The following is a 26,937-nucleotide window of genomic DNA, read 5'->3' as shown; positions in this document are numbered from 1 at the left end:
ACGCTTGTTCGACGCTTGTTCGTCTGGCATACTTGTTCTCTCCGTCTTCTCTGCTTATTCTCTGCTTGTTCTCTCGTTCCTCTCTGCCAGTTATTATAGAAAGTTTCAATCCCATTCTTACTTAAGAACAATGCGTTTTCCTTCTTTCACAGATGTACGGGCTGCTTCCAGAATACGTACTACGATCAGGTTGTTTTCCAGGGAAGACAGATCGTTTCCTGGCTTCAGTGTACCATTCAGCACAGCTGCAAGATATGTAATATTATCCGTATAGGTTGCTTCCGGTACCTTAACGGGCTGGTATTCACTCTTTTTACGCTGTTGCAGGTCGCTGGGGTTCAGTGCATGCAGATAACCTGATTTACCGAAAACTTCCCAATCCTTGATACTAAACGGCCAGTTCCAGGACGCTTCAATGATACCGGTTGCCTCAGGATATTCCAGCAGGATAGTAGCGTCGTCTTCCACCTTTGGGTATACAGACGGTTTGATATGACGGGCTACTGCTGTAACTGCGATAGGTGCTTTGCCATCCATCAACCAGGTCATCAGGTTGGCGCCATAACAACCAAAGTCCATCAGTGCTCCGCCTCCGTTTTTCACAGGATCGGTCAGCCAACGGAGAAAGTCTTCACTACAACCTATCTCCCGTGGACCTTCATGACCGTCGTGCACCACCATTTTACGCACAGGGCCGATAGCATCCTGCTTTTTCACCATATCATACACATACTGATTGGTATTGTACCAGGTAGTTTCGAAGTTGGTCAGCAAGGGAATATGATACTTCCTTGCCAGCGCAGCCATTCTTTCCGCCTGGGCGACGGTGGTAGCCAGTGGCTTTTCCACCATTACCGGGATACCTTTGGGAGCGCAGGCTTCTACGATGTTAATGTGTTCTGCCACCGGGTTATACCCCAATACCGCATCCGGGTGTTTACGTGCCAGCAGGGTATTCAGATCCGGATAGAAAAGGGAATCTGGCAGCTGATAACTTTTCTTGTAACGGGCTATCAGTTGCGGATCTGATTCGGCAATACCAGCGATGGTAACCTGTCCTTTCTTCCACTGGTGCATCAGCAGGTGTACGTGGTCGTGCGACAGACCAACTACACCTACATTCAATGGTTGTTGTGCAACTGCTGCGAAAGCAGCAAATAAAAACAAAAAGCTCTGACTTAAGACCTTCTTCATCATGACATGGATATTTGACCTGTAAATTGTTATTCTACTATATTTAATACTCTCCAACCGTCGTCACCTTTGAAGGTGTAGATCTCCTGTTTGCTTTTTTTACCATCAGGGAAAATGCAGACTTCTGTGATCAGGTAAAGATTGTCTGTAATCTTTTTACGATAAGGATAGGCGCGGCGCAGGTCTCTGAAAACCGGAAATCCGTCCTTTTTAAGGCTTTTGATGAAAGATGCGCGCAGGATGTCGGCGGTAGTTTCCAATATTTCCTTTCCACTGAATCTGTCGTTCATTTTCAGCAACAGCAATCTCGCTTCCTCTTCAAAGTTTTTACAGGCAAGAGCCTTTTCTATGTCCTGTTCATCGTAGGCGTCTTCCAGGCATAGGATGGCTCCTTCAGGTGTGGAAAAATCGTGTGCGAAGTAATCAACTCCTTCATCAATGTATAACCCTACCTGACGGTCAAATTCAGGCCGTTCATGTGCAGGTCTGCCATCCCGGATAGCCCGGATGGTATACCCTCCTATCAGCCTTCCCTCTTCAATGATCATCCAGTCTGAAATAAAACGGGGATCGATACCGATCTTCTGATTGATCGTAACAGAATTGACATAGACTGGTTTATTTCCGACTACGCCATACAGGTTGCCTTCTTCATCGAAGCTAGGGGAGACAAGCCACAGGTGTTCGCGGTTCACACCATCGTCGATCAGCACTTTTACGGAAAAGTACTGCTGCTCCGGATCCGGCTCCTGCAAACAAGTCTGAAAATAATGTAAAGTGGCGTTGGCTTTTTCGATAGCCCAGTTCATACGTTCATCATCATCAGCTATGTGCACAACAGGTAGTTGATCTTCAGTACCGCCCTTCCCGCGTCTACCAAAGATTTTTGATAAGAAACCCATAGTCAATGGTTAAAATATTTGTGTCCTGTGCCCCCTGTTTATGATCTACGGACGAATATACCCATATTTTCATTTTGAAGTGAGTGTCTAATCGACCTTCTCCAGCGGGGCCTCATAACGGTAAAACCTATTGTAAAAAATAGTAAAGGCAGGCACCTGCAGCAGGATAATTCCGTACCAATACAAATGGGCCAGGCCCAGAAAAAGCAGGGTTACGATGATGATCAGCACCCAGCGGAAATACTTGTCCTGGTCCATACGTGGAAAATACAGTAAGCTGCGTAACAGCATTAAAACAGATACGCCAGTAGCTACCAGCATGATGAGATGCTCCGGTGCTGCCTGTTGCCATACTTTATATGCCAGCAGCATGCTTTCCGGCAGTAACAGTACTAAATAAAGTAATCCCGTCTGCAGATATCTTTTCCACACCGGCAAAGGCAATTGGGGCAGCAGGGAAAGATAAAGATCATCAAACCGCCTGTGATTGTATATCAGTATCACCTGGGACAAGATACATACCAAAAAGCCAACCAGGATGAAACGTACATCATATGTTTTCCCCATCAGCGAACAGGTAGCAATGACCACCAGGCATGACACCACTTTGGCAATTGCCAGCGACTTCATATTGTTATTCAGCAATTCATAACCATACAGCGCCCAGGCAGGCTTCCTGATCGTCTTGTTCAGCCATTGCTGCCACCTGGCCAGGAAGGATACCGTACCGGGATGTTTCATCTTATGATCATAGAACCATAGTGGCGCAATGAGCATCATAATGTTGAACAAAACCATAACGACAGCTGCCAGGTAGAAATGTAACTGTATGGCTATCATCGCTGCAATACCGCTATAAATTAACACAGGCGCGTAGAGAGTCGTATGCAACCATAACCAGGTACCCCATTTGGTGGAACCTTCCAGCAATCCCAGGGTACCGTAAAGGAAAGTATGTTCTTTTGTGGATAACACATTCACGACAAAAGCAATGCACTTCAGGTTGTACAACAACCAGGCCAGGCAAACCAGGGCAAGGAAGTCCATGTTGCCCGTAAAGCCTTTTATGAGCGTATGGTGATAAGAAAGTAGTTGTCCACCGGGAACGATGCCAAAAAAGAAATAGAATATCACCAGGAAAAATCCTGTGTTTTTCGCATAATAACGTATTGTGAATATCTTGGATAAAGCCATTGGGGATAAGTTAGATCTTCACAATATTTTTTCCTTCCACTTTCAGATGGATTGATCCTGCGGTTACCGGCTGATGGGAGGTGATGCAAAAAGTGACGCCATATTGTTGATGAAATTCTTCTACCAATGTGTATAACAGTGGAAGTGATTGTGTGTCAAGTGTAATTAAAGGTTCATCCAATAGGATCACCCTGGGCGTACCGGTAAAAGCCAGCAGCAGGGACACCTTTTTCAACATGCCGCTCGAATAGCTGCTCACCGGCTGGTGGATAAACGATGCAACTCCCAGCAGGTCAATCACTTCCTGAATATCCTTGTACCCTTTGCCCTTGGTTTTCACATACAGGGATACCAGGTCGCTGCCGGTTATAAAACCCGGGTACAGCGGCTCTGCCTCTGCATAATTCACCAGGCGGCGGTATTGGACAGGCTGCTTATTACAACTGATATTATTCTCCACCAGAATATCGCCCCGGAAAGGGATCAGTCCGGCCATGACCTTCATAGAGGTAGTTTTACCGGCGCCATTACCTCCCAATAACCAATACACACCGTAGTCCAGTTCGAGGTTGGGGATATCCAGCACTACATTGTCATGATAAGATTTAATAATATGGCGAAGACTTAATACATGAGATGCCATCGGATGAAATATGATTTATTTGTAAATATGTGCAATAAATAGCTGAAAGTCAATTTACCCCGGATGATTTAACAAAACTTTCGTCCCATATTCCACTACTCATATGAGTCTGTGTGGATTTAAGGATTTATTAATACCCCTGTTTCGCCTGAGTGCGCTGTCATAGTATGTCTTCGAAATTCATCAGCTGTTTTTCCACAGGCTGTTAAAAACTAAAAAGGGGTGGGTTTTCATTCATGTGTACATTTGTATCAGTTCACGATGCGATTGTTAGTCTCCAGGGATATGAATGAACACCCCCCGGTAGTCAGGCAGGAAATTTGCAACCAGCAGGCACATGAAATTCGGTCGGAACACACACGTATCAAAGGGTAGCAAGAAAGGGTTCAATATTTAACGAGAGAATAACATCTCCGTCATGTCCTTTCTTTTCTGTATACGTTAACCATATAAAATTTACTGAGTGATGAATTTAGAGAATGAACTGCTTTTAAAAGAAAACAAAGACAGATTTGTACTGCTGCCTATCAACTATCCGAAGGTATGGGAGAAGTATAAGCAACATGAGGCGAGTTTCTGGACAGCAGAGGAGATCGATCTGAGTGCAGACATGAAGGACTGGAATAACCTCAATGATGGAGAACGTCATTTCATTACACACGTATTAGCTTTTTTTGCCGCAAGTGATGGTATTGTGAATGAGAACCTGGCTGTTAACTTCATGAGTGAAGTACAGCTGCCGGAAGCGCGTTGCTTCTATGGTTTCCAGATCATGATGGAAAACATCCACTCGGAAACGTATGCATTATTAATAGATACTTATGTAAAGGATCCGGTAGAAAAAGACCGCCTGTTCCATGCCATCGAAACTGTACCTGCAGTAAAGAGAAAGGCTGAGTGGGCACTCCGTTGGATCGAGAATGGCAACTTCGCTGAGCGCCTGGTAGCTTTCGCAGCTGTGGAAGGTATCTTCTTCAGCGGTAGTTTCTGCTCCATTTTCTGGCTGAAGAAGAGAGGCTTAATGCCGGGACTGACCTTCTCCAATGAGCTGATCAGCCGTGATGAAGGATTGCATTGTGAATTTGCCTGTCTGCTGTATAGCATGCTGGAAAACAAACTGCCACAGGAACAGGTACATACCATCATCCGTGATGCAGTTTCTATCGAAAAAGAATTTATCACCGAAGCATTACCTGTAGCATTGATCGGTATGAACAGCAAACTGATGTCAGAATATATCGAGTTTGTTGCTGACCGCTGGTTAAGTGAACTGGGCTATGCTAAAATATATAACACGGCAAATCCGTTTGACTTTATGGAAATGATCTCCCTGCAGGGTAAGACCAACTTCTTTGAAAAGAGAGTAGGCGATTACCAGAAAGCAGGTGTGATGTCTGGTAAGGATACACAAACCTTCAGCCTGGACGAAGATTTCTAATAAAGGCATAATAATTGCATTCTATTGCACAATTTGCCAACTAACCATAATTCATATATTACTCAACCTCTTAAATTCACTTGCCCATGTTTGTAATTAAGCGCGACGGCCACAAAGAAGCTGTTAAGTTTGATAAGATTACTGCTCGTGTCGAAAAGCTCTGCTACGGACTGAATGCGGAATATGTAGACGCTATCGATGTAGCTAAGAAAGTGATACAGGGTTTATATGACGGAGTGACTACGAGCGAGCTTGATAATCTGGCTGCAGAAACAGCGGCATCGCTTACTACAAAACATCCTGACTATGCCTTGCTTGCATCGCGTATTGCGGTGAGCAATCTCCATAAAAATACAGTGAAATCATTCTCTAAAACAATGAAGACACTGTATGAATACATCGATCCTAAAGTAGGTAAACCTGCTCCATTGATCGCTGACGATGTATATGAGATCATTAGAAAAAATGCTGAGGTCCTGGATTCCAGCATCATCTACGACCGTGATTTTGCTTTCGATTATTTCGGCTTCAAAACACTGGAACGCTCTTATCTGCTGAAAGTGGATGGTAAGGTAGCAGAACGTCCGCAGCACATGTTCATGCGTGTGTCTGTTGGTATCCACAAAGAAGATATCGACTCAGCTATCAAGACATACAACCTGATGAGTGAGCGCTGGTTCACACATGCTACTCCTACCCTCTTCAACGCTGGTACACCTAAACCTCAGATGTCCAGCTGCTTCCTGCTCACCATGCAGGACGACAGTATCGAGGGTATCTACGATACATTGAAACAAACTGCGAAGATCTCCCAGAGCGCTGGTGGTATTGGTCTGAGCATTCATAATATCCGTGCTACAGGTTCTTACATCAGCGGAACCAATGGTACTTCCAATGGTATCATTCCAATGCTGCGTGTATTCAACGACACTGCACGTTATGTAGACCAGGGCGGTGGTAAGCGTAAAGGTGCTTTCGCTATCTACCTGGAACCATGGCATGCTGACATCTTCGAATTCCTTGACCTGCGCAAGAACCACGGTAAGGAAGAGATGCGTGCAAGAGACCTCTTCTACGCACTGTGGATGCCGGACCTGTTCATGAAACGTGTAGAAGAAAATGGTGAGTGGAGCCTGTTCTGTCCTCATGAAGCACCAGGACTGCATGAGTGCTGGGGTGAAGAGTTCGAAAAACTCTACACAAAATATGAGCAGGAAAACCGTGCACGTAAAACAGTAAAAGCACAGGACCTGTGGTTTGCTATCCTCGATGCACAAATCGAAACCGGTACTCCTTACCTGCTGTATAAAGATTCTGCCAACCGCAAATCCAATCAGCAGAACCTGGGTACTATCAAGAGTTCCAACCTGTGTACTGAGATCATTGAATATACCGATGCAAATGAAGTAGCGGTATGTAACCTGGCTTCACTGGCATTACCACGCTTCGTGATAGATGGTAAATTCGATCATGAGAAATTATATGAAGTAACTTATCAGGCTGCGCTCAATCTGAACCGCATCATCGATAATAACTTCTACCCTGTTGATGAAGCACGTAACAGTAACCTGCGTCACCGTCCTATCGGTCTGGGCGTACAGGGTCTGGCTGATGCGTTCATCCTGATGCGTTATCCATTCGAAAGTGAAGAAGCGAAACAACTGAACAGTGAGATCTTTGAAACCATCTACTTTGCTGCATTGACTGCATCCAAAGATCTGGCTATAAAAGATGGCGCTTATTCAAGCTACGAAGGTTCACCTGCATCCAAAGGTATCCTGCAGTTCGATATGTGGGGTGTAACACCATCTCCACGTTGGGACTGGACAGCGCTGAAAGCTGAGATCAAGAAACATGGTATCCGCAACTCCCTGTTGCTGGCGCCAATGCCAACTGCATCTACTTCTCAGATCCTTGGTAACAACGAATGTTTCGAGCCTTACACTTCAAACATCTACACCCGTCGTGTACTGAGCGGTGAGTTCGTAGTAGTAAATAAACACCTGCTGAAAGACCTGGTAGAACTGGGCCTGTGGGATAATGATATGAAGAACAAGATCATTACTTCCAACGGATCTATCCAGCATATTCCAGAGATTCCAACACAGATCAAAGACCTGTACAAAACAGTGTGGGAGATCAAACAACGTACTATCATCGACATGGCGGCAGACCGCGGTGCATTCATCTGCCAGTCACAGTCACTGAACCTGTTCGTTGACACTCCATCTGCAGCTAAACTGACCTCTATGCACTTCTACGCATGGAAGAAGGGTCTGAAAACAGGTATGTATTACCTGCGTACGCAGGCTGCTGCACAGGCGGTACAGTTCACTGTTGAAAAACAAGGTGGTCAGCAGATGGAACCAATGGTGGAAAAGAAAGCGGAAGCGAAAGGTGCGAAAGCTGCGGTTGATTCCAAACTGGATGAAGTTGAATTTGTGGAAGGTGCAGTATGTACCATGGAAGAAGGTTGTGTAACCTGCAGTGCATGATGAAATAACAGTTATCAATATAAGAAAAGCCGTCTCAGTTGAGACGGCTTTTTTGTTGTCGTATAACAGGCTTATTCAATGATGCCACCTTCAATAAAACCTGTCAGATTCTTTGTCACCGTTGTGCCATTGTCGATGAATGTCACCGTAGCCGTTCCATTGATGTTGAAATGGAGGAACGGTGCACGTACAACACTTCCGGAAAATCCTACTACCGCTAATGACTCTCCTGATAAACGAGACACAGAGATCTGTGTGATCGGATAAGGAGAAGAGGCAGAAAGATCCGCAGAAAAGAAATAAGCATATGATGTACCATCGATCTGGTAACCAACGAGTGTGCCATCAGCAAACTTCGCTGTGCTTGTAGTCATGGCCGCCGGCAGCGGCTTGAATGATGAAAATACGAACGATGCCAAAACGAAAAGCAGGGACATAGATAGTGCTTTCATGGAGATTGGGTTTTGAGTCAACATTTAGGGTATATCAATAGTAATTTAAGAAGAATAATGAACAGAATGAATGAGTACTCTATGGGATTGAGTAAATGGATTTTTCTGCATTATCTCAATTGACTAATTTTAAACAAATTACAGCAGATGACATCCGGCGTTGAAAAAGTAACACTGTTAACTGAACAGTTAAGACAACTTCTCCCCATGAAAGCTGAATACAAGCAAAGGCTTGACAAAAAGTTCAGGCTGGAATTCAACTACAATTCCAATCATCTGGAAGGCAATACGCTTACGTACGGAGAAACTGAATTGTTACTGATCTTCGACAGAACAACAGGTAATCATGAGCTGCGGGAGTACGAGGAAATGAAAGGCCATGATGTTGCATATGAGCTAATAAAAGAATTAGCGGCTGATAATGAAAGACCACTTACTGAGACTACCATTAAAAATCTGCACTCATTATTATTAGTCCGCCCTTTCTGGAAAGAGGCCATCACATCGGATGGGCAGTATACACGGCGCGAAATCAAAGTAGGTAATTACAAAGAGTATCCCAATTCTGTACGTTTGCCAAACGGAGAAATATTCCATTATGCATCTCCTGAAGAGACACCGATAAAGATGGGGGAATTAATGATGTGGTTGCGGGAAGAGGAGGAAAAGAATGAGCTGCATCCTGTGGTATTAGCGGCGATGTTGCATTATAATTTTGTGCGCATACATCCATTTGATGATGGTAATGGAAGGCTATCGCGATTGTTGATGAATTATGTTTTGTTTAAACATCATCTGCCGCCTGTAGTGATTAAGTCTGCAAATAAAAAAGAGTATCTGCAAGTATTAGCTGACGCTGATAGTGGGAATCCGGAACCTTTCATAGAATATATTTCTCAGCAATTAATCTGGAGTCTCGATTTGAGCATAAATGCGGCACTCTTGAAAAGTGGCGTAAAGATTTCCTAAGTCGTTAGCAGTCCTGCCCGCTTCATTCTACTCATTTTGATAATTTTAACATATAGTTCTGTGATTTATGAACTATATTGAGCTCAGATCGATGATTAGAGCCATCTTGTATGCGAATTATTTTTTTACGTTAGCGTAACTATTATTCTTTCCTCTATCGCTCTCCCATTAGTCTCCTTTTTTCCTTTAGTGGGTCCTATGAAACTTATTTACAACTGTTTATTTAAAGCGTATGTCATTTATTGAGAATGTATTGGCTGTTCCCAGCTATGGCTGGAAAGACGGCAATGGTTTGCTTGTGAAGCCAACTGTTAGACAACTGTTTACCGAATTTTTCCGCAGAATCAATATTACGGCCTCCCGTAAAAACTGGCTGCCGTTTTTCTCCTGGCTCTGTATCCTGCTGCTTGCTCCGTTCGTCATTATTTTTACTGTAATGCAGGTACAGGATTTTAACATCTGGTATTTACTGGCGGCCTTTGTGTATGGAATGATTTTTATTGGGACACATGGCACCATCTGGTACCACCGCTATGGCACACATCAGGCTTACAAGTTCAGCAATAAATTCTGGCGCTTTTTTACGGCTAACCTCGTGATTAAGATGCTGGCGGAAGAAGTTTATATTGTATCGCATCATGTGCATCATGCTTTATCAGACGAACCAGGTGATCCTTATAATGCAGAGGGTGGTTTTTTATACTGCTTTCTGGCAGATGCCAACCATCAGCCTATAGCTAAAAACTTAAGTGAAGAAGATTACAATAAAGTAGCGGCTATGTTAAGCCATACAGGTGTAAAAGCCAATAGCTATGCCAGCTATCTTAAATGGGGATCTGTAGCGCACCCTTTAAGGACAGTGATTACCACATTTGCAAACTGGGCATTCTGGATTGCTGTTTTTTATGTTATCGGCGGGTTTTACCTGGTAACAGCACTGCTGGCCGGCGCTTGTGTATGGGGTGTAGGTGTTAGAACTTTCAATTATGAAGGACATGCCAAAGGAGAAGACAAGCAGGTGGTAGGATTTGACTTTAATACAAAAGATAAGTCCATCAATCAGTGGTGGCCGGGAATCGTTGCAGGAGAATGGCATAACAACCATCATCTCTATCCTGCAAGTGCAAGGTCGGGTTTTTTACCAGGCCAGATTGATTTCGCCTGGTATTACATCAGGACCCTGAAATTTATTGGTGGTGTGAGCTCCTGCCGCGATGCCAAGAAGCAGTTCATAGAGACTTACAGGAATCCTTATCTCGAAGAAGTAAAGCGGGTGAAGCAGACTATTGCACAAGCCGAAACAGCTGCCTGATAAGGTATATTAATAAAGAGCCGCTCCCCTGTTTCTAAGGTCATGTTTCACAACGGCCTTAGAAACAGGGGAAAACGGCTTTTTTGTTTATCCTTATTTCTTAAACGCTATGATCATACTCCTATCATTATACTCAATATAATTATCAGCAGCCAGATCTCCTATAAAGTTTGCCTGCTCAAATACATGATCAAACCCTACAGCGTACAAAGCTTTCATCAGATCTCTTTTTAGCAGCCAGAATGATTTATCATTACCATGAGACGCCCATAACATCTTACTCACCTTATTTTCTGAAGTTCCTGCATTCCATTCCTTATACCATCTCCCTCTATAACCTTCATTTGTTGTCAATCGTCCTAACTTGTAGTTCCTTTTGGTGTACAGCGGTTTAATTCTTTTCTCAAACGGGCTGTAAAGATTGTTAAGCGCTCCGAGGCTATATCTGAAATCATGCTCATTGGCATAGTGCGTATGTAGGACCAATAGCTTATTGGTGTTTTCGCAGATCGTTTTCAGATACGCTACAGGATTTTCCAGGTGATAGAGCAATCCATAACAGAGTGTAATATCAAATCTTCCGTGGTTCTTCAGATTTCTTACATCATCTTTTACGAATTTCAGGTTGTCCAAACCTAGCTGTTGTTTGACATAGTTACATTTGTCAATATTGTCCTGCCTCACTTCAATACCCGTTGTATTAAATCCCATCCTGGCGAATTCCACGGAATACCCTCCTTCCAGGCATCCAAGGTCCACTACACTGTAGTTGGCATTTTCTTTCGGCGAGCCTGGATAAAATAATTCAACGGTTTTTTTTACTGATTTCCAAAGATTGCTATCACCTAATAGCATAACCGAATCACCCATTGTATTCTCTTTGCCCAGAGCGATGTTGTGGCCTGTAAATGGATTCATAGTGTTGTTAGTTGTTCTTTTAATGGATTAAGACAATGCTCAGACAGAAATTCCCTTATGCAGAAGAAATATTACTACAGTTAGTTGACTGCACGAATACATAGTAACTCCATCCAGGTACCCCTAAAAACTAAAGGCGCTTAAGCATTCCTGCTTAAGCGCCTTCTTAATATACTCCATAGTATCTCCGTTTATTCTTCCTCCTCAAATCCCCATTTCTCCAGCAGCTCCTCAAACTGCCCATCCGGCAGATTCCTCTTTTCATAACACCCTGCAATCGTCCGTTGCCTTAAAGCCTCATAAATACTCACTGCACATGCTACTGATATATTCAGCGACTTGATAATCCCTACCTGGGGAATAACAAAATTCCCGTCTGCCGCCGCACGGATCTCGTCGCCCACCCCTTCATGTTCATTCCCAAATACCAATGCTACTGACCCGGTAAAATCAATTTCGTACAGGCCAACTGAATCTGCTGCAAGATGGGTAGTAAAGATCTTATCATATTTTTGTCTGAGCGCCGCCACACATTCCGCCGTATCGGAGAACTGATGGATAGTCAGCCATTTAGCAGCGCTGGAAGAACTCCTGGCACCCCACTTCTTATGCCGGGCGATTTTGTTGTTCAGGACATAGATCTCCTGGATGCCTACAGCATCACAGGTACGCATTACTGCTGAAATATTATGGGGGTCCTGTACGTTTTCCAGTACAACGGTCAGCCCTGCCTGTCTTTTATTTAATACGGATAGTAACCTTTCCCTGCGTTCCGGCGTCATATAAGATTATATTAATTTCAGGGGGCAAATTTAACCTAAATCAAACTTTCGAATACGGGTTTTCCTTGTTACCTTCATACATAATAAAAAACATTTATCTAAAACATGTTCAAAAAAATCCTCAAAATCGTAGGAATCTTCTTGCTGGTATTGGTTATAGCAGCAATTGCCATCCCTTACTTCTTCAAAGGCAAGATCATGTCTCTCGTTAAGACGGAGCTGAACAAACAACTTGTCGCAGACGTCGATTTTAAAGATGTGGATATCAGCCTGATAAGACATTTTCCAAGACTGGCTGTAGCATTGGAAGACCTCAGCGTTGTAAACCGCGCCCCATTTGCCGGCGATACACTCGTTGCAATAAAGAAAATCGACCTGGCACTGAACCTTATGAGCGTTATCAAAGGGGATAAAATGGATATTTACAATGTAAGCATCCAGGAACCCAAAGTACACGCTATCATCAATAAACAGGGGCTGGTAAACTGGGATATTATGAAGCCTGATACCGCACAGGCCAATCCGGCAGATACCGCCACCTCCAAATTCGCTCTGAACCTCCAGAAATATAGTATCGAAGATGCCACCATCCGCTACGATGACCAGCAGGGTGATATGGCTTTACTCATAGAAGGATTGGATCATCAGGGGAAAGGCGACTTCACGCAGGACCTTTTCACCCTGCAGACCAATACCCAGGCTGAAGGCGTTACCTTCCGTTATGGACTCATCCCCTACCTGCTGCGTACCAAAACAACAATGGACGCTGATATACAGGTAGATAACAAAACCAGCACCTACACCTTCCAGAAAGGAAAGGCTACGCTGAATAACCTGGAACTGGCTTTCCAGGGCTTCTTTAAAATGGTGAATGACAGCACCTACGGCATGGACCTTACCATGAAGGCACCGTCTACCAAATTCAAAGACATCCTCTCTCTTGTACCGGCTATTTTCATGCAGGATTTCGACAAGATCAGAACTGAGGGTACCGCTGCTTTTGACGGTTATGTAAAAGGCACCTACAGCGCTACCCAGATGCCTGCTTTTGGCCTGAACCTGGCTGTAAAGGACGGTTTCTTCCAATATCCTGATCTGCCTAAACCAGTGAAGAATATCCAGGTTAAAATGAGCGTGAACAACCCGGATGGTGTTCCTGATCATACCGTTGTAGACATGCCTTCTGCGCACGTGGAAATGGACAATACCCCACTGGATATGCGCCTGCTGGTGAAAACTCCTATCTCGGATATGTATGTGGATGGTGCTGCAAAAGGTAAACTGGACCTCTCCAAAGTATCCCAGTTTTACAAACTGGAAGAGGGTACAGCATTGAGTGGTCTGGTAGATGCAGATGTAAGCGCAAAAGGAAATATGAGCGCTATTGAGAGACAGGCATACGATAAATTCTATGCTGCAGGAAACATCCTGGTAAGTAACCTGTTGTACCGCAGCAAGGATTACCCAGATGGCGTAAAGGTGAACACCCTGTCCATGCAGTTCAATCCGAAGAATGTGACCGTGTCTAAGTTCGACGGACAATACCTGGGTACTAACTTCCAGGCAAACGGTGAAGTGAATAACATGCTGGCTTATGTGTTGAAAAATCAGGCACTGGATGGTAAACTGGCCGTTAAAGCGGATGAAGTCAACCTTGACAAATGGATGGGTACTACTGAAACAACTGCGGCAGCAACACCTGCTGATACAGCCAGCGCTCCTTTCGCTGTTCCGGCTAACCTGAACTTCGCTTTACAGGCACTGGTAGATAAAGTACACTACGATAAACTGGATATGTCCAATCTTTCCGGAAACCTCTTACTGAAAGACGAAACCGTTTCCATACAGCAGATCAAAGCAAACGCCCTGCAGGGAAGCATGGAAGTGAATGGCAGCTATAGCACCAAAAACAGTAAGACCAACCCGGATATCAACATGTCTTACAACGTACAGAATGTAGACGTGCAGCAGACTTTCAATGCCTTCAATACCGTACAGGCCCTCATGCCTGTGGCTAAATTCCTGAATGGTAAGATCAATTCCAAGCTTGCACTTACCGGCAAACTGGGACAGGATATGATGCCGCTGCTAAGCAGCCTGACTGGTGATGGTGACCTGCTGGTACTGGAAGGTGCATTGCAGAAATTTGCTCCGGTGGACCAACTGGCCAATACACTGAACGTAACCCAGCTGAAAAATCTTTCCCTGAAAGATATCAAGACTTATTTCGCTTTTGAGAATGGCCGCGTGAAAGTAAATCCATTCAAAGTGAATTTCAGCAATATCAGTATGCTGGTAGGCGGTTCCCATGGCTTTGACCAGTCACTGGACTATACCCTGCAGATGACCCTCCCACGCAGCGTGATCGGCAAACAGGGTGATGCACTGATCACCAGCCTGGCATCAAAAGCAAGCAGCAAAGGTATTCCTGTGAATGTCAGCGACAGCGTTCACCTGAATGTGCTGCTGGGTGGTAATATCATGAAACCGACTTACAAGACCGACCTGCAGGAAACCGCTTCCGGTACACTGAACAACCTGAAAGACCAGGCATCCACACTTGTAAAGAATAAAGTGGATACTGTGAAAACAGCCCTGAAGGATACCCTCACATCAGTGAAAAATAACGCTATTGCAGGTGTAAAAAATGAGATCACTAAACAGCTGACCGGTAAAAAAGATACTACCGGTACCAAATCAGCGCCTTTACAGGATGCCGGCAAACAGGCAGGACAGGCTGTAAAGAACACGATCGGCAACCTGTTTAACAAGAAAAAAACGAACTAAAATAATCAGTCAAGATAAAAACGGTCTGAAAACTTCCTTCAGACCGTTTTTACTTTTTTTATACTGTTAACCATTTTGCTAGTTTGGACAACTTTTTCTCTAAGTTTTTCCCCAAATTCGCAGAACGGATAAATAAGCATATTTCTCTATCCCGCCGAAGGCGGATGTGTTAACTTGAGAAAATACCCTCATCACAACTATGGACTACGAGCGTTACATATCAGATGGAAATCTCGAAAAGGTGCTTCTCGGCTTTGCTACGCCGGAGGAAGAATCTGAGTATGAGTTCTATCTCGATATTTTCCCGGAACTACAGACCGAAAAAGAGGAAATCGAGCGTAAACTTGAACGCCTGGCTTTCAAAGAAGCGGCATTGCCGCCTGCTCACCTGAAAACGGCCATTATGCAACAGGTTGCATTAGAGGCTGGAGTGCCTGCTATCACCGCCAACTTGTATACAAAGAGAAAAGCTGTCCGATTTGAAGATATTGTACCTCCTGCTCACCAGATGAGAGTACATGTAGGCTGGAAGATCTTACTTATTAGCCTGCTGGTAATGATTGCTGCATCCATTCTTGCATCAGTGATCTTTTTTGCCATGACCATCAAATAAGCCCAGAATAGTTCTAAATAAATAAAGGCGCCTGCTAACGCAGGCGCCTTTTCTTTTTCTCTGCAATATTTCCGTTTATAATTCGTGATGCTGCATTGCTTTATAATTTTCCTGCATAGCTTTCAGTTTCTCTTTACCGTAAGCCAGACGGGTAATAGTTACGAATAATACCGGTACAATAAAGATAGCCAGGAAGGTAGCGGTAAACATACCACCCAACACTGTCCAACCCATTGTTTTACGGGATTCCGCACCTGCACCACTGGATACTACCAGCGGCATAATACCTAACAGGAACGCCAGGGACGTCATGATGATAGGACGTAAACGCAGCTTGGCCGCTTCCACGGTCGCTGTGACCAGTTCCATACCTCTGTCCACACGTTCTTTCGCAAATTCCACGATCAGGATCGCGTTCTTTGCCGACAAACCGATCAGCGTAATCAGACCGATCTGCGCATATACGTTGTTGGTGAGACTAGGCAGGAAGGTCAGCGTCAGGATCGCACCAAAGGCACCGATAGGTACTGCCAGCAGTACGGAGAATGGTACCGTCCAGCTTTCATAAAGGGCTGCCAGGAAGAGGAATACGAATACAATAGACAGGATGAAGATGTAAACCGTCTTCGATCCTGACAGGATCTCCTCACGGCTCAAACCGGAGAACTCATATCCGTACCCTTCAGGCAATACCTGTGCGGCCACTTCTTCCAGCGCTTTAATGGCATCGCCACTACTATAACCCGGAGCAGGGCTACCGTTTATTTCCGCTGAGCGGAACAGGTTGTAGTGGGAAATTACCGGCGCACTTTCTGTCACCTTATAAGATGTCAGTGCACTCAATGGCACCATCGTACCGGAAGAATTACGTACAAAGTACTGGGACAGATCCTTGATATCGCCACGGTAAGAAGAGTCGGCCTGTGTTACCACACGGAAGTTACGTCCATATACGGTGAAGTCATTCACGTAAGCACTACCCAGGTATGTCTGTAATGCGGTAGCGATAGAGGATATCTGCACACCCATTTTCTTGGCTTTTTCACGGTCTATTTCCAGCTGGTAGCCAGGAGTACGCGCCGTGAAGAAGGAGAATGCCCTTGCTATTTCAGGACGCTGGTTGATGGCCATTGTGAATTTCTGCAATACACCTTCAAACTCTTTAATGTCTCCGCCACCGCCTTTCTGTTGCAGGATGAAGGAGAAACCTGCTGTGGAACCCAGACCCGGAATTGCCGGAGGAGGAATTACCACCACATTGGCTTCCTTAAATCTTGACAGTTTAGCCTGCAGCTGGGCTACGAGCGCAAATATCTGTTGTGATTTATCCTTACGTTCATCCCATGGTTTCAGCTGACAGAAGATAGTAGCACTGTTGGATTTTGTTGCGAAGCTTACTACGTTCAGACCTCCGAGGGCCGCGTAGTGATCAATTGCTTTTACACTATCCAGCGTATGCATCATTTCTGTCATCACGGCAATAGTACGCTCTGTAGAAGATGATTCCGGCAGGTCGAAAGTGATGTACACACGACCTTCATCTTCTGTCGGGATAAAGCCTGTAGGCTTACCTCTGAACAACATCACGGTACCTACCATGATACAGATCAGGATGATCAGCACATAGCGCGCCCCACGGATACTTTTCTTCACACCCATTGAATAGCGGCTGGTTACATGACCAAACCATGTATTGAATTTGAAGAAGAATTTATTCAGACCCTTAGAGTTCTTATCGAGATGCATTGGTCGCAGGATGAGCGTACACAAGGCTGGTGTGAGTGACAATGCCACGAAAGCGGAGATCAGTACGGAGATCGCGATAGTGATCGCAAACTGCTGATACAGACGGCCTACGATACCGGGTATAAATCCTACCGGTACGAATACCGCCGCCAGGATCAGCGCAATGGCGATTACTGGTCCGGAGATTTCCTGCATGGCTGCATAAGTAGCCTCCTTAGGTGTCATTTGTTCATGGTCCATATTATGCTGGACCGCCTCCACCACCACAATGGCGTCATCCACCACAATACCGATGGCCAGTACGAAACCGAACAGGGTCAGGGTGTTGATGGTAAATCCGAGTGGTATGAAGAATATGAACGTTGCGATAATAGACACGGGGATCGCGAGTACCGGGATAATGGTCGCCCTCCAGCTTTGCAGGAAGAGGAATACCACTACCACCACCAGTAACAGCGCTTCCAGCAGTGTTTCTACCACCTCATGGATGGATACCTGGATCACGGAAACTGATTCGAACGGTACTACATAGTCCACATCTTTAGGGAAGGTCTTTTTCAGCTGAGCCATGGTTTCATACACAGCTTCTGCAGTCTCGATCGCGTTACTACCCGGCGCCTGGTATACCAGCAGGTAAGATGCTCTTCTGCCATCCACATAAGAGTTGTTGCTATAGCTGAATTTACCCAGCTGTACGCGGGCTACATCTTTCAGGTATACTACTGCACCATCTTCCGGACGGGTTTTGATAATGATGTTACCAAATTCCTCAGCTGTAACGAGACGGCCTTTTACGAAAATGGTATACTCATATGTTTGTCCGGTTTTCTGTGGAGGAGCACCTACTGTACCTGCGGAGATCTGCGCATTCTGCTCGGTGATAGCCGCTCTTACTTCCTCTGCTGTTACCCCCATCTGGGCCAGCTTGTCAGGTTTCAGCCATATACGCATACTGAAATCGTCGGCACGGGTGAAGATATCACCCACACCTTTCGCACGCAGCAACGCATCTTTGATGTATACGTTGGTATAGTTATCGAGGAATGTTACATCGTGTGTTCCCTTAGGAGAGTATAAAGCCACCAGCATGAGGATACTGGGGTTACGCTTTCTTACGGTAAGACCCAGACGCTGTACCTCCTGAGGCAGGGTTGGTTGTGCGATACCTACACGGTTCTGTACGTCCAGCGCCGCGATATTGATATCTGTACCTACTTCAAAGTTAACAGTCAAGCTCATGGCTCCACTGTTGGTACTGTTACTGGTCATATAGGTCATACCGGGCGTACCGTTTACCTGCACTTCCACAGGAGTGGCAGTGGTCTGCTCAACGGTCTGCGCATCGGCGCCGATATAGGTACCGGTTACCTGTACAGTGGGAGGAGAAATTTCCGGGTACTGACCGATCGGGAGGGTGGTCATGGCCAGCAACCCTACCAGCACCAGCACAATAGATATTACTATTGCGGTAACCGGTCTGCGTATAAAAGTATTTGCAATCATGTTTCTTCTTCTATTGATTCAAACTCAAACTGTTATCTATTTCTTGGCTGCGGCTGCATCCGGAGCTTTTTTCACGGTAGTGGTATCAATCTTACCACCATCACGCAAACGGTTCAGACCTTCTGTTACGATCAGTTCACCCTGCTGTACGCCGTCCATTACCACGATCCTGTCTCTCATACGAGGACCGAGGTGTATTTTACGCTGTTCAGCAACAGTATCTTTCGCAACGAATACAAAGAATTCGCCCATCTGTTCCACCACTGATTTGTAAGGAATGATCACGCGGTCGCCCGACTGATCGTTCAGTACGTTCATGACACCGCTCATACCTTCTTTCAGCTCGCCCTTAGGGTTGTTAAATTCAATACGCACCTTAATGGTCGCTGTCAGGTTATCCACACCACGGTCGATTACAGTCAGACGGCCTGGTTCATCGTATGGTTTTCCGTTAGGCAGCTGTAGGCGGAAAGTAGAATCGCCAGCGGCTACAGCCTTACCCTGCAGGGCAGAGAAGCGTGGGATATCATTTTCATTTACCACGAAATCAACTGCGATAGGGTTTTCGGAAGACATTGTATTCAGCAATGTGTTTCCTGCACCTACCTGTGCACCCAATTTCACCTGTGAAATACCTATACGGCCGGTGAAAGGTGCTTTTATGATGGAGTAATCGAGATCTGTACGTGCTGCCAGTAAGGATGCTTCAGCTGCAGCCAGCTGGCTACGGCTTACATCCAGTGCTGCATCTGCGTTATCCAAAGTCTGGCGGGCAATCGCATCCTGCTCTGCCAGTTTATGGTAACGGTCTGCATCTTTCTGTGCTTTGGTAAGATTAGCTTTTGCCTGGGCGATGCTTGCTTCTGCCTGGCGGTAAGCAGCTTCATACTTACGACGGTCTATTTCATAGAGCGCTTTTCCCTTCTGTACCACTTCACCTTCTTTGAAGAAAATGCCGGTAATATACCCTGATACCTGTGCACGCAGTTCTACCTGGTTCAATGCCACTACGGTAGCGGGATATTTATCGTAATAGACAGCGGTGCCCATAGCGGCAGGAACAACGCTTACCGGTGTTGGGGGCAGTACCATGGCTGCTTTCTGAGCCGGGCCTTTACAGGAAGCCAGGTAAAATAAGCCTGTAGCGCCAATGAGGAGAATGTGTTGCTTTGTTTTCATCTGAAAATATTTGTCCTTTCAATGACCAGGCTTGCGGCCCGGCCAGTTTCCTTATTAGTAGTTAGTTGATATTGTTCCCAGTGCACGCTGCAGATCTATCTTGCTCGACAGTACAGTGTACATCGCGTTATAATAATTGAGTTGCGCTGAACGGAGGTCAGTCTGAGCAGTGATCACCTCAAGGTATGTTTTCACACCTTCCCGGTACTGCAGTTCGATGAGGTTGTATACTTCCTGGGCCAGGTCCACGTTCTCCTTCATCACCATAAACTGGTTGAAATTAGCCTTATAAGTAGCCATCGCCTGTGTATACTCCGTATTGATCTGATTACGCAGGTTTTCCACATCCAGGTCTATACGTTTTACCTGCAACTCCGACTGACGGATATTGTAGATACGTTTAGAGCCCTGGAAGATAGGTAGGGATACTTTCAACCCTATCTGGGAACTTGGCAGGTTGTTGCTGTATAATTTCGGGAAATCAGGGTGCAGGTAGTTGAAACTGTAGTTTGCAAAAGCAGACACTGTCGGGAGGAAACTCCACTTGTTATATTTCAGTTCCGCTTCCTGCAAAACCTTTTGTGTTTGCAGCAACTGCATTTCTATCCTGTTGTCATAAGCCACGGCAACAGTAGTGTCCAGTTGTACACTTTGTGCCATCTGGGCAGTATCATACACCAGTGGCAATGAGCCGGAGACAGGATATCCCATCAATTGGCGCAGATAAGCTTCACGCGCTTTCAGCTGCTCTTCCCCTGTTTTTTTCTGCGCACGGGTATTGTTGAGAGAGATGGTAGCCCGTTTGTAGTCGGTCTTATCCACCAGCCCACCCTGGTATTGGTTATAGGCATCTTTCAGGCTACGTTCCAGGCGGGTGATGTCTTCATTCAGGACATCAATCTGTTTCTGGGTAAGCAGGAGGTCGAAATAAGCCTTGGTTACATTGGCCACCACATCGATCCGGTAGCTTTCTGTGTTTTGCTTTGCCTGTTTACGTACGTCGCGGGCGGTTCTGCCAGCCAGCAGGAGGTCGCGGTTAAACAGGTTCTGGTTCCACTGGAACAGTGCGGCAGAGGTATTGGCTACACCAATCTGGGCATAGTTACCGTTGAAATAGGAAGTCGGTACCTTTAAATAATGGTACAGATTGTAGTCCAGCCCAACCTGAGGATACCAGTCAGCAAGTTTACCTTTAATGGTATATTCAGTGATGTCTTCATCCAGTCTTGCCTGTTTTACAACTGGCTGATGGTTAAGCGCATACTGAATGCAAGCCTGCAAGGTTGCCTGAGGAAGCAATGAATCGGAGACCTTTTGCGCATAAGAGGGTGCATTATATAGCACAGCACTTAGTACGGCGGTCAGATAAAATACTCTTTTCATAAAAGGTTTTGACAATCAGATTCTTCTTTACACCAATCGAAGGACAACGACGATATTGCCCGGTATATATAATGTTCTATTTTGGATTCGGATGCTAAAGTGAATCTCGGCAAACGACGGGCACAGTTTAGCATATGCACAAACTGCAAACAGGTAGGTTCAGGTTGTTAACGGTAGATTACAATTTTTGGGATAAAAGCCGACAGACGGTATAGCTATAATTCCTGTTAAAGGGAATTATAGCTATACCTTTCCCGTAATTGCACGGCAAAGATAGTGACTCGCAATCAGAAACATGTTACCACTGATGTAAATTTAAACAACAGTTTAACTTCTATTTCACCGCACGTCCACTATGAATATGTTTTTCTGCATGGTAGGAAGATCTCACTAATGGTCCTGATTCAACATAATCCAGGCCCATATTATATCCTATTTCACGCAATTCTGCGAACTCGTCTGGATGAACAAAACGGACAACCGGCAGATGTTTTGGGGTAGGTTGAAGATATTGTCCGAGTGTCACCACGTCACATCCATTATCGTACAGGTCCTGCATTGCCTGTACCACTTCCTCTTTAGTTTCACCAAGACCGAGCATGATACCGCTTTTGGTACGCATGCCTCCGTCTTTCAGGCGACGGATCACCTCCAGGCTACGGTGATATTTAGCCTGGATACGCACCTGCTTGGTGAGGCGTTCCACTGTTTCGAGGTTGTGGGATACTACTTCCGGCGCCACTTCAATGATGCGCTGGAGGTTTTCCCACTGCCCCCTGAAGTCAGGGATCAATGTTTCCATTGTTGTATCCGGATTCAGTGACCTGACTGCTTTAATTGTATTGGCCCAGATGATGGAACCACCATCTTTCAGCTCATCTCTGTCCACCGAAGTGATCACGGCGTGTTTCACTTTCATGAGGTAGATTGCTTCCGCAACCCGTTGAGGCTCATCCCAATCCACAGCTTCGGGCCTGCCGGTAGCTACTGCGCAGAAGCCACAGCTGCGGGTACAGATATTCCCCAGAATCATAAAAGTGGCGGTGCCAGCTCCCCAGCATTCGCCCATATTAGGGCAATTACCGCTCTCACAGATCGTATGCAACTTATGTGTATCAACCAGGTTACGTACCTGCTTATAACTCTCTCCTATTGGCAACTTAACCCTCAGCCAGTCCGGTTTCTTAGTTCTCGGAGCAGCGGCAGCAGGCGCTGTGCTGCATGGCGTTGCGGTTGTAATCGGTGTTTCTTCCATCTCTGATCCTTTCTTTAGGACACAAATTTAATACTTCTCAACTATTTCTTATCCCAACGCTTTCCAAACTGAAGTGCTATGTATGCATTGAAGAAGAATTTTTTGGCCCCCTGGTCTATCATAATATTGATATCCTTGGTGTAGTATTCTGCGTTCACACCTACTTCCAGGGCACTTACCACCTCATTGAAACGGGCCCAGTCGAACCGCAGGCCTGTTTTTGCATGTACACCGGGAACGATGCTGAGTTCTCCCCAGCCTTTACCGAATCCGGCTCCTCCTATAATAGACGCCCTGTCCAGGAATGCCTGGTTATATAAAGGGTTCTGACCATATTTGACCTGTACGCCCTGTTCGGTATTAGGATCTACGATATTGAGGTAATAAGGTTTCAGCATACCGACAGACAGGCCACCATAATAGATCGCGTTCACGAGTACGCCATTCTTGTTGGCTTTACCACCGATCAGCCTTTGCTGTCCTACGCCCAGCTTAACCTGGTAGAAGTTATTTTGCTTACCGTATATGTAGGGTTTCTCTGAATAGATAAATCCGTAAGGGTCAACGCCTTTGGGTTGTCCGGCCTTTTTATCCTCCTTGGGATTCTTTTTCTCACCGAATTCAATCTGAAAATAATTCACTTTGGTCCTGCTCTTACGGTATCCTAGTTCAAACAGGCCGGTCCAGCCATCTGTATTTATTCTGGCACCTAATGAGAATTCTCGCTGATACAGGTTCTCTCCTTCTTCCATTTGTTTGAACAATGAAATGCGCTTCAATTTGCGTTGTTCCCGCTGTTCTTTTTTGGAAAGTCCGTCCGTATTTGAATCCTGGGCATACAAACTACCCGCCATGACCAGAAGAAGCAAGGATGAGTATAGTCTTTTCACCTGTATAGATTTGTTTAGTTAAGGAGTATAGCCGCCGGGCTATGCTATATAAACGTAGGGGGCATTATATTGGTATGCCTACCGTTACAAACCTACACGTTTTTTCTGTCATGTGTAAATTTGTTTTTGTCTGTAAACCCACGCCCATGTATATATAACGCCGTAACCAGGAAATGGTTACAGAAGCTTTCGTGAGGGGGAAAGGGCTGTATTTCCGGGGTTGAAACCCAAGGCTACAAATACTGGACAAGACCAGAGGCCCACCGCAAAGGCACAGTAAAGGCATCTGTGCTTATAGCAACACGTTATTAACAAAACATAATAGGACTCCGGCAGGAGTCTCAGTGTTTGTAGGCCGGGGTGCCCCCCGGGAAACCTAATGGGCCCCGATGGACGGAATAGGCCCCGCCAGCGGATATATCCCCATGGCTCAACCCAATCCAGATTAAGAGATGATTCGTTTAAGCCATCTCGGAGCCATCTCTATCGAATCTCAGGTAAAGGTAATCGGGTCCTTATGCATTCGGTATGTATTCGGTACTGGATAATCTGCGGGAAACTCGAGTACGCTTTATACATGCCTTTACCATGGCTTTACCATGCCTTAAAGGTGGACCTGCGAGAAACGCAAGTACGCTTTATACATGCCTTTACCATAGCTTTACTATGCCTTTGACATGCCTCAAAGGTGGACCTGCGGGAAACACAAGTACGCCTTATACATGCCTTTACCATGGCTTTGCTATGCCTTTGACATGCCTTAAAGGTGGACCTGCGAAAAACGCAAGTACGTCTTATCCATGCCTTTACCATGGCTTTACTATGCCTTTGACATGCCTTAAAGGTGGACCTGCGGGAAACACAAGTACGCCTTATCCATGCCTTTACCATGCCTTTACCATGGCTTTACTATGCCTTTGACATGCCTTAAAGGTGGACCTGCAGGAAATTCAATCCCCCCGGTTCAGGCAATATCCGACCGAAGTAACCTTGCCCCGACAGCGCACTTCAGACAATGTTTTTCATCACAATAGTATTGTTTCAGCTGCAATAATGCCTGACTCTGCCCGGCAGAATCAGCCTTGATATTCAATGCATTCCAACCGGTCATCACGTGATTTTCCTCTGCGCGAAGCTGGCGCAGAAAGGCAATGGCTTTCTCCTGATAACGGGTATCGCCCTTTTCTCTGCCATACAGGTATAAAAGGGGTAATAACGTATTGATCAGGATATTGTGGATTGCCCGTGTACCTGGCATCTGCGTCCGGCTAACAGGTTTGCCAAATTTGTAATGTGTCTGCCAGTAATCTGAAGGCCGGACTTGTAACAATTTTTCCAGACAGGCGGCATCCGGTGCATCCAGCATCCGGGAGAAGAGGTGCGGGACTTTGTGCAGCAGCGCTGCGAGAAAAGCGATCTTCATAGACGGAAAAGAAGCGGGACGCATCCGCAGCCATTTCCAATGCCCTGCCGCCAGCGGTGTGAAATGGTACTTATGCTGCAGGTAGTGATACTCCCGCTGGAGCCCTCTTATATAAGGGTCAGTGGCTGTATCATCCAGCATTCCCGCCTGCCCGAACAACAATGCCTCGAGGTAGGTCAGGTCATGCTGCTGGCGTGCCAGCAACCTGTAAGGCAATGACTGGGCTAAATGCAGGAATGCCTCTCCATTCACAGGCATGCCTGCAGCTCTGGCAATGGCCCGGAAGCAGACCTCTTCCCAGTCATACTGTGTTTGCAGCAGCCAGCCTTTGAATGTATCCGCTTTCTGCTCCAGCCGCTCTACCAGCAAACGGTCTTTCCAGCATGTCCAGATCAGTGACGGAACATCGGTGACCTGAGCGGCACAGGGTACAAAGGCTGCAGATTGCCGCAAGGATTCATACCGCTGTAACAGCAACTTCGGAACAGCAGGTTGCAGCTCCAGGATAGGGATACCATTTGTCGTCCCTCCTTTCATGTCGTGTTCAAAAACCACATGCAGGATCACATTCCGGTATTGCAGGTCATGCTGATGTCCATGTCGGAACCAGTCAGACGTTTTCAGATGCAGTTCCACATTTCCCACCCAAAGTGTTTCCCCGATGCGGATCCTTGCGGCAGTAAAATCAGGTCCGGCATGCCGGTTATGCTGACCGGGATGCTCTATGTGTAAAGGCTCGCCCTCCAGTGTTGTAAGAGCAGATTGGGTGAATAAGCGAAACTGCCAGATGTGTTGAAATAGCTCTTCTGCCAAAAGAGGATCAACATTCACAATGGTCATAAATGGTTGGTTAACAGAGTTATTAAAAATTACTCAAAGGGAAAACAAATTAGTGAAAAAATAAGTAGGTGCAAAAAATAACGTTCACTTATACAATGGCTTTTTTTACAGTTTTAAAATTGCCATCCATGGATCTTGTTCCAGGTATTCTACAGGAAAGGTTTCTCCATTTTTTACGGTTCTTCCTTCAGGCAGCACCTGTATGCAACTATAAGATTCTCCGTTAACTTTATACAAGAACCTCACAGTAGCAGGATTTACTAAATCCACAGTACCAGTTGTTTGCTTCGTAATATCTTCTTCACTAAACAAAGGGATTGCAAAGTCAATGATACTGTTGTCGGGATGTTTTCGTTCATATATTACTCGGAAAAACATATCTACTTGTACGTTTGCTCCACCGGGAGGTAACCCTTTAACCTCGTATCTTTTACCGTTAACAAAATATTCCGACCAAACCTTTTCCCCTTTTCCTGTCGTTTTTGACTTATAAATAAATCCAACTGCACTGGCAGGATCAGCCTTTATTCTTTCGATCTTTTTTTTATCTATCCATTTTCCAAGCAGCAATGCTCCGGCAAAAAACATAGGAACGATACAGATTAAACAGAAGAGATAAAAGATAGTCTTCCTTTGGTCCCTATTCATACAATATCCTATTGAAACTGAATTAAAAGTTCTGGTTCAGGCCTGCGATGATTTCTATCAGCGTCCACAATCCCTAAAGATATAGCCAATTCAGCTTTATATTACATTTTTTCTTAAATCTAAGAGATGAAAAAATATTCCTTTTTGGAAATTTCATCAAAGTACCTTTAACTTTGCACCCAGTTCTTACACATGACTTATCCAGAAAGGCGGAGGGACTTGGCCCTGCGATGCCTTAGCAACCAACCTGTAATACAGGGAAAGGTGCTAATTCCGGCCCCGGTTATACGATAACCGAGGGAAGATAAGTTGGCAGAGATTGATATTCATCGTAATAAAATACCTGAAGGCTCTTCCAACTACGGAAGGGC

At 45.4% G+C, this 26,937-nt stretch carries 20 protein-coding genes and 1 riboswitch; of the genes, 6 read left to right on the top strand and 14 right to left on the bottom strand.

Going from position 1 to position 26,937, the window contains the following annotated elements; translation table 11 throughout:
• Positions 1 to 117: 117 nt before the first annotated feature.
• From BLR32_RS12940 to BLR32_RS12925, 4 genes are all read right to left on the bottom strand, one after another.
• Positions 118 to 1,197 (bottom strand): Gfo/Idh/MocA family protein, encoded by a 1,080-nt coding sequence (locus BLR32_RS12940; protein WP_176842260.1) that lies wholly within the window; start codon positions 1,195 to 1,197, stop codon positions 118 to 120.
• Positions 1,198 to 1,223: 26 nt separating this feature from the next.
• Positions 1,224 to 2,096 (bottom strand): YegJ family protein, encoded by an 873-nt coding sequence (locus tag BLR32_RS12935; RefSeq protein ID WP_089832384.1) that lies wholly within the window; start codon positions 2,094 to 2,096, stop codon positions 1,224 to 1,226.
• A gap of 87 nt (positions 2,097 to 2,183) precedes the next feature.
• On the bottom strand, positions 2,184 to 3,290 hold the full coding sequence (locus tag BLR32_RS12930) for a hypothetical protein (protein WP_089832382.1): 1,107 nt from the start codon (positions 3,288 to 3,290) through the stop codon (positions 2,184 to 2,186).
• A gap of 10 nt (positions 3,291 to 3,300) precedes the next feature.
• Positions 3,301 to 3,933 (bottom strand): ABC transporter ATP-binding protein, encoded by a 633-nt coding sequence (locus BLR32_RS12925; protein ID WP_089832380.1) that lies wholly within the window; start codon positions 3,931 to 3,933, stop codon positions 3,301 to 3,303.
• Between the two features lie 466 nt (positions 3,934 to 4,399).
• On the opposite strand from BLR32_RS12925, the gene BLR32_RS12920 reads away from it, so the two are divergent.
• Positions 4,400 to 5,371, top strand: coding sequence for a ribonucleoside-diphosphate reductase small subunit (locus BLR32_RS12920; RefSeq protein ID WP_089832378.1), 972 nt, complete (start codon positions 4,400 to 4,402; stop codon positions 5,369 to 5,371).
• 86 nt (positions 5,372 to 5,457) lie between these two features.
• Positions 5,458 to 7,866, top strand: a complete 2,409-nt coding sequence (locus BLR32_RS12915; RefSeq protein WP_089832376.1) for a ribonucleoside-diphosphate reductase subunit alpha — start codon at positions 5,458 to 5,460, stop codon at positions 7,864 to 7,866.
• Between the two features lie 71 nt (positions 7,867 to 7,937).
• On the opposite strand, the gene BLR32_RS12910 is transcribed toward BLR32_RS12915, so the two are convergent.
• Positions 7,938 to 8,318, bottom strand: a complete 381-nt coding sequence (locus tag BLR32_RS12910; protein ID WP_143011459.1) for a hypothetical protein — start codon at positions 8,316 to 8,318, stop codon at positions 7,938 to 7,940.
• Positions 8,319 to 8,525: 207 nt separating this feature from the next.
• Between BLR32_RS12910 and BLR32_RS12905 the strand changes: the two genes are divergently transcribed.
• Positions 8,526 to 9,287: a Fic family protein gene (locus BLR32_RS12905; RefSeq protein WP_218124191.1), complete on the top strand. Its 762-nt coding sequence runs from the start codon at positions 8,526 to 8,528 to the stop codon at positions 9,285 to 9,287.
• Between the two features lie 232 nt (positions 9,288 to 9,519).
• Positions 9,520 to 10,599 carry a fatty acid desaturase gene (locus BLR32_RS12900; protein ID WP_089832370.1) on the top strand — a complete coding sequence of 360 codons (1,080 nt, stop codon included), beginning with the start codon at positions 9,520 to 9,522 and terminating at the stop codon, positions 10,597 to 10,599.
• A 93-nt stretch (positions 10,600 to 10,692) separates the two neighbouring features.
• Here BLR32_RS12900 and BLR32_RS12895 read toward each other — a convergent pair whose 3' ends face one another.
• Both BLR32_RS12895 and BLR32_RS12890 read right to left on the bottom strand, forming a co-directional pair.
• Positions 10,693 to 11,517 (bottom strand): class I SAM-dependent methyltransferase, encoded by an 825-nt coding sequence (locus tag BLR32_RS12895; protein WP_089832368.1) that lies wholly within the window; start codon positions 11,515 to 11,517, stop codon positions 10,693 to 10,695.
• A gap of 191 nt (positions 11,518 to 11,708) precedes the next feature.
• On the bottom strand, positions 11,709 to 12,299 hold the full coding sequence (locus tag BLR32_RS12890) for a TrmH family RNA methyltransferase (protein WP_089832366.1): 591 nt from the start codon (positions 12,297 to 12,299) through the stop codon (positions 11,709 to 11,711).
• A 105-nt stretch (positions 12,300 to 12,404) separates the two neighbouring features.
• Here BLR32_RS12890 and BLR32_RS12885 point away from each other — a divergent pair, with 105 nt between their 5' ends.
• Together BLR32_RS12885 and BLR32_RS12880 are read left to right on the top strand one after the other, a co-directional pair.
• Positions 12,405 to 15,086 carry an AsmA family protein gene (locus BLR32_RS12885; protein WP_089832363.1) on the top strand — a complete coding sequence of 894 codons (2,682 nt, stop codon included), beginning with the start codon at positions 12,405 to 12,407 and terminating at the stop codon, positions 15,084 to 15,086.
• A 199-nt stretch (positions 15,087 to 15,285) separates the two neighbouring features.
• A complete protein-coding gene (locus tag BLR32_RS12880; RefSeq protein WP_089832361.1) occupies positions 15,286 to 15,699 on the top strand; it encodes a hypothetical protein in 414 nt (137 codons plus the stop codon).
• Between the two features lie 75 nt (positions 15,700 to 15,774).
• On the opposite strand, the gene BLR32_RS12875 is transcribed toward BLR32_RS12880, so the two are convergent.
• From BLR32_RS12875 to BLR32_RS12845, 7 genes are all read right to left on the bottom strand, one after another.
• Entirely contained in the window at positions 15,775 to 18,948 is a 3,174-nt protein-coding gene (locus BLR32_RS12875) for an efflux RND transporter permease subunit (protein WP_089832359.1), read from the bottom strand.
• A 36-nt stretch (positions 18,949 to 18,984) separates the two neighbouring features.
• Positions 18,985 to 20,127, bottom strand: a complete 1,143-nt coding sequence (locus tag BLR32_RS12870) for an efflux RND transporter periplasmic adaptor subunit (RefSeq protein WP_089832356.1) — start codon at positions 20,125 to 20,127, stop codon at positions 18,985 to 18,987.
• 54 nt (positions 20,128 to 20,181) lie between these two features.
• Positions 20,182 to 21,510, bottom strand: a complete 1,329-nt coding sequence (locus BLR32_RS12865) for a TolC family protein (protein ID WP_089832354.1) — start codon at positions 21,508 to 21,510, stop codon at positions 20,182 to 20,184.
• Between the two features lie 334 nt (positions 21,511 to 21,844).
• A complete protein-coding gene (lipA, locus tag BLR32_RS12860; RefSeq protein ID WP_245705418.1) occupies positions 21,845 to 22,765 on the bottom strand; it encodes a lipoyl synthase in 921 nt (306 codons plus the stop codon).
• 41 nt (positions 22,766 to 22,806) lie between these two features.
• Entirely contained in the window at positions 22,807 to 23,655 is an 849-nt protein-coding gene (locus BLR32_RS12855) for a hypothetical protein (RefSeq protein ID WP_143011458.1), read from the bottom strand.
• A 964-nt stretch (positions 23,656 to 24,619) separates the two neighbouring features.
• A complete protein-coding gene (locus BLR32_RS12850) occupies positions 24,620 to 25,918 on the bottom strand; it encodes a DUF2851 family protein (protein WP_089832350.1) in 1,299 nt (432 codons plus the stop codon).
• A 105-nt stretch (positions 25,919 to 26,023) separates the two neighbouring features.
• Positions 26,024 to 26,506, bottom strand: a complete 483-nt coding sequence (locus BLR32_RS12845; RefSeq protein ID WP_089832348.1) for a hypothetical protein — start codon at positions 26,504 to 26,506, stop codon at positions 26,024 to 26,026.
• 254 nt (positions 26,507 to 26,760) lie between these two features.
• A riboswitch (SAM riboswitch) is annotated at positions 26,761 to 26,877 on the top strand.
• The last annotated feature ends 60 nt before the right edge of the window (positions 26,878 to 26,937 follow it).

This window comes from Chitinophaga filiformis (assembly GCF_900102545.1).
Classification (GTDB): Bacteria; Bacteroidota; Bacteroidia; order Chitinophagales; family Chitinophagaceae; genus Chitinophaga; species Chitinophaga filiformis.
Note: the sequence above shows the minus strand (reverse complement) of the source record. Positions and strands in the feature narration are given on the sequence as shown.

What these genes read in the sequence shown, in the direction of transcription:
- BLR32_RS12940 (WP_176842260.1), bottom strand. Translation starts at nt 1,197, where the DNA reads ATGATGAAGAAGGTCTTAAGTCAGAGCTTTTTGTTTTTATTTGCTGCT.
- BLR32_RS12935 (WP_089832384.1), bottom strand. Translation starts at nt 2,096, where the DNA reads ATGGGTTTCTTATCAAAAATCTTTGGTAGACGCGGGAAGGGCGGTACT.
- BLR32_RS12930 (WP_089832382.1), bottom strand. Translation starts at nt 3,290, where the DNA reads ATGGCTTTATCCAAGATATTCACAATACGTTATTATGCGAAAAACACA.
- BLR32_RS12925 (WP_089832380.1), bottom strand. Translation starts at nt 3,933, where the DNA reads ATGGCATCTCATGTATTAAGTCTTCGCCATATTATTAAATCTTATCAT.
- BLR32_RS12920 (WP_089832378.1), top strand. Translation starts at nt 4,400, where the DNA reads ATGAATTTAGAGAATGAACTGCTTTTAAAAGAAAACAAAGACAGATTT.
- BLR32_RS12915 (WP_089832376.1), top strand. Translation starts at nt 5,458, where the DNA reads ATGTTTGTAATTAAGCGCGACGGCCACAAAGAAGCTGTTAAGTTTGAT.
- BLR32_RS12910 (WP_143011459.1), bottom strand. Translation starts at nt 8,318, where the DNA reads ATGAAAGCACTATCTATGTCCCTGCTTTTCGTTTTGGCATCGTTCGTA.
- BLR32_RS12905 (WP_218124191.1), top strand. Translation starts at nt 8,526, where the DNA reads ATGAAAGCTGAATACAAGCAAAGGCTTGACAAAAAGTTCAGGCTGGAA.
- BLR32_RS12900 (WP_089832370.1), top strand. Translation starts at nt 9,520, where the DNA reads ATGTCATTTATTGAGAATGTATTGGCTGTTCCCAGCTATGGCTGGAAA.
- BLR32_RS12895 (WP_089832368.1), bottom strand. Translation starts at nt 11,517, where the DNA reads ATGAATCCATTTACAGGCCACAACATCGCTCTGGGCAAAGAGAATACA.
- BLR32_RS12890 (WP_089832366.1), bottom strand. Translation starts at nt 12,299, where the DNA reads ATGACGCCGGAACGCAGGGAAAGGTTACTATCCGTATTAAATAAAAGA.
- BLR32_RS12885 (WP_089832363.1), top strand. Translation starts at nt 12,405, where the DNA reads ATGTTCAAAAAAATCCTCAAAATCGTAGGAATCTTCTTGCTGGTATTG.
- BLR32_RS12880 (WP_089832361.1), top strand. Translation starts at nt 15,286, where the DNA reads ATGGACTACGAGCGTTACATATCAGATGGAAATCTCGAAAAGGTGCTT.
- BLR32_RS12875 (WP_089832359.1), bottom strand. Translation starts at nt 18,948, where the DNA reads ATGATTGCAAATACTTTTATACGCAGACCGGTTACCGCAATAGTAATA.
- BLR32_RS12870 (WP_089832356.1), bottom strand. Translation starts at nt 20,127, where the DNA reads ATGAAAACAAAGCAACACATTCTCCTCATTGGCGCTACAGGCTTATTT.
- BLR32_RS12865 (WP_089832354.1), bottom strand. Translation starts at nt 21,510, where the DNA reads ATGAAAAGAGTATTTTATCTGACCGCCGTACTAAGTGCTGTGCTATAT.
- lipA (WP_245705418.1), bottom strand. Translation starts at nt 22,765, where the DNA reads ATGGAAGAAACACCGATTACAACCGCAACGCCATGCAGCACAGCGCCT.
- BLR32_RS12850 (WP_089832350.1), bottom strand. Translation starts at nt 25,918, where the DNA reads ATGACCATTGTGAATGTTGATCCTCTTTTGGCAGAAGAGCTATTTCAA.
- BLR32_RS12845 (WP_089832348.1), bottom strand. Translation starts at nt 26,506, where the DNA reads ATGTTTTTTGCCGGAGCATTGCTGCTTGGAAAATGGATAGATAAAAAA.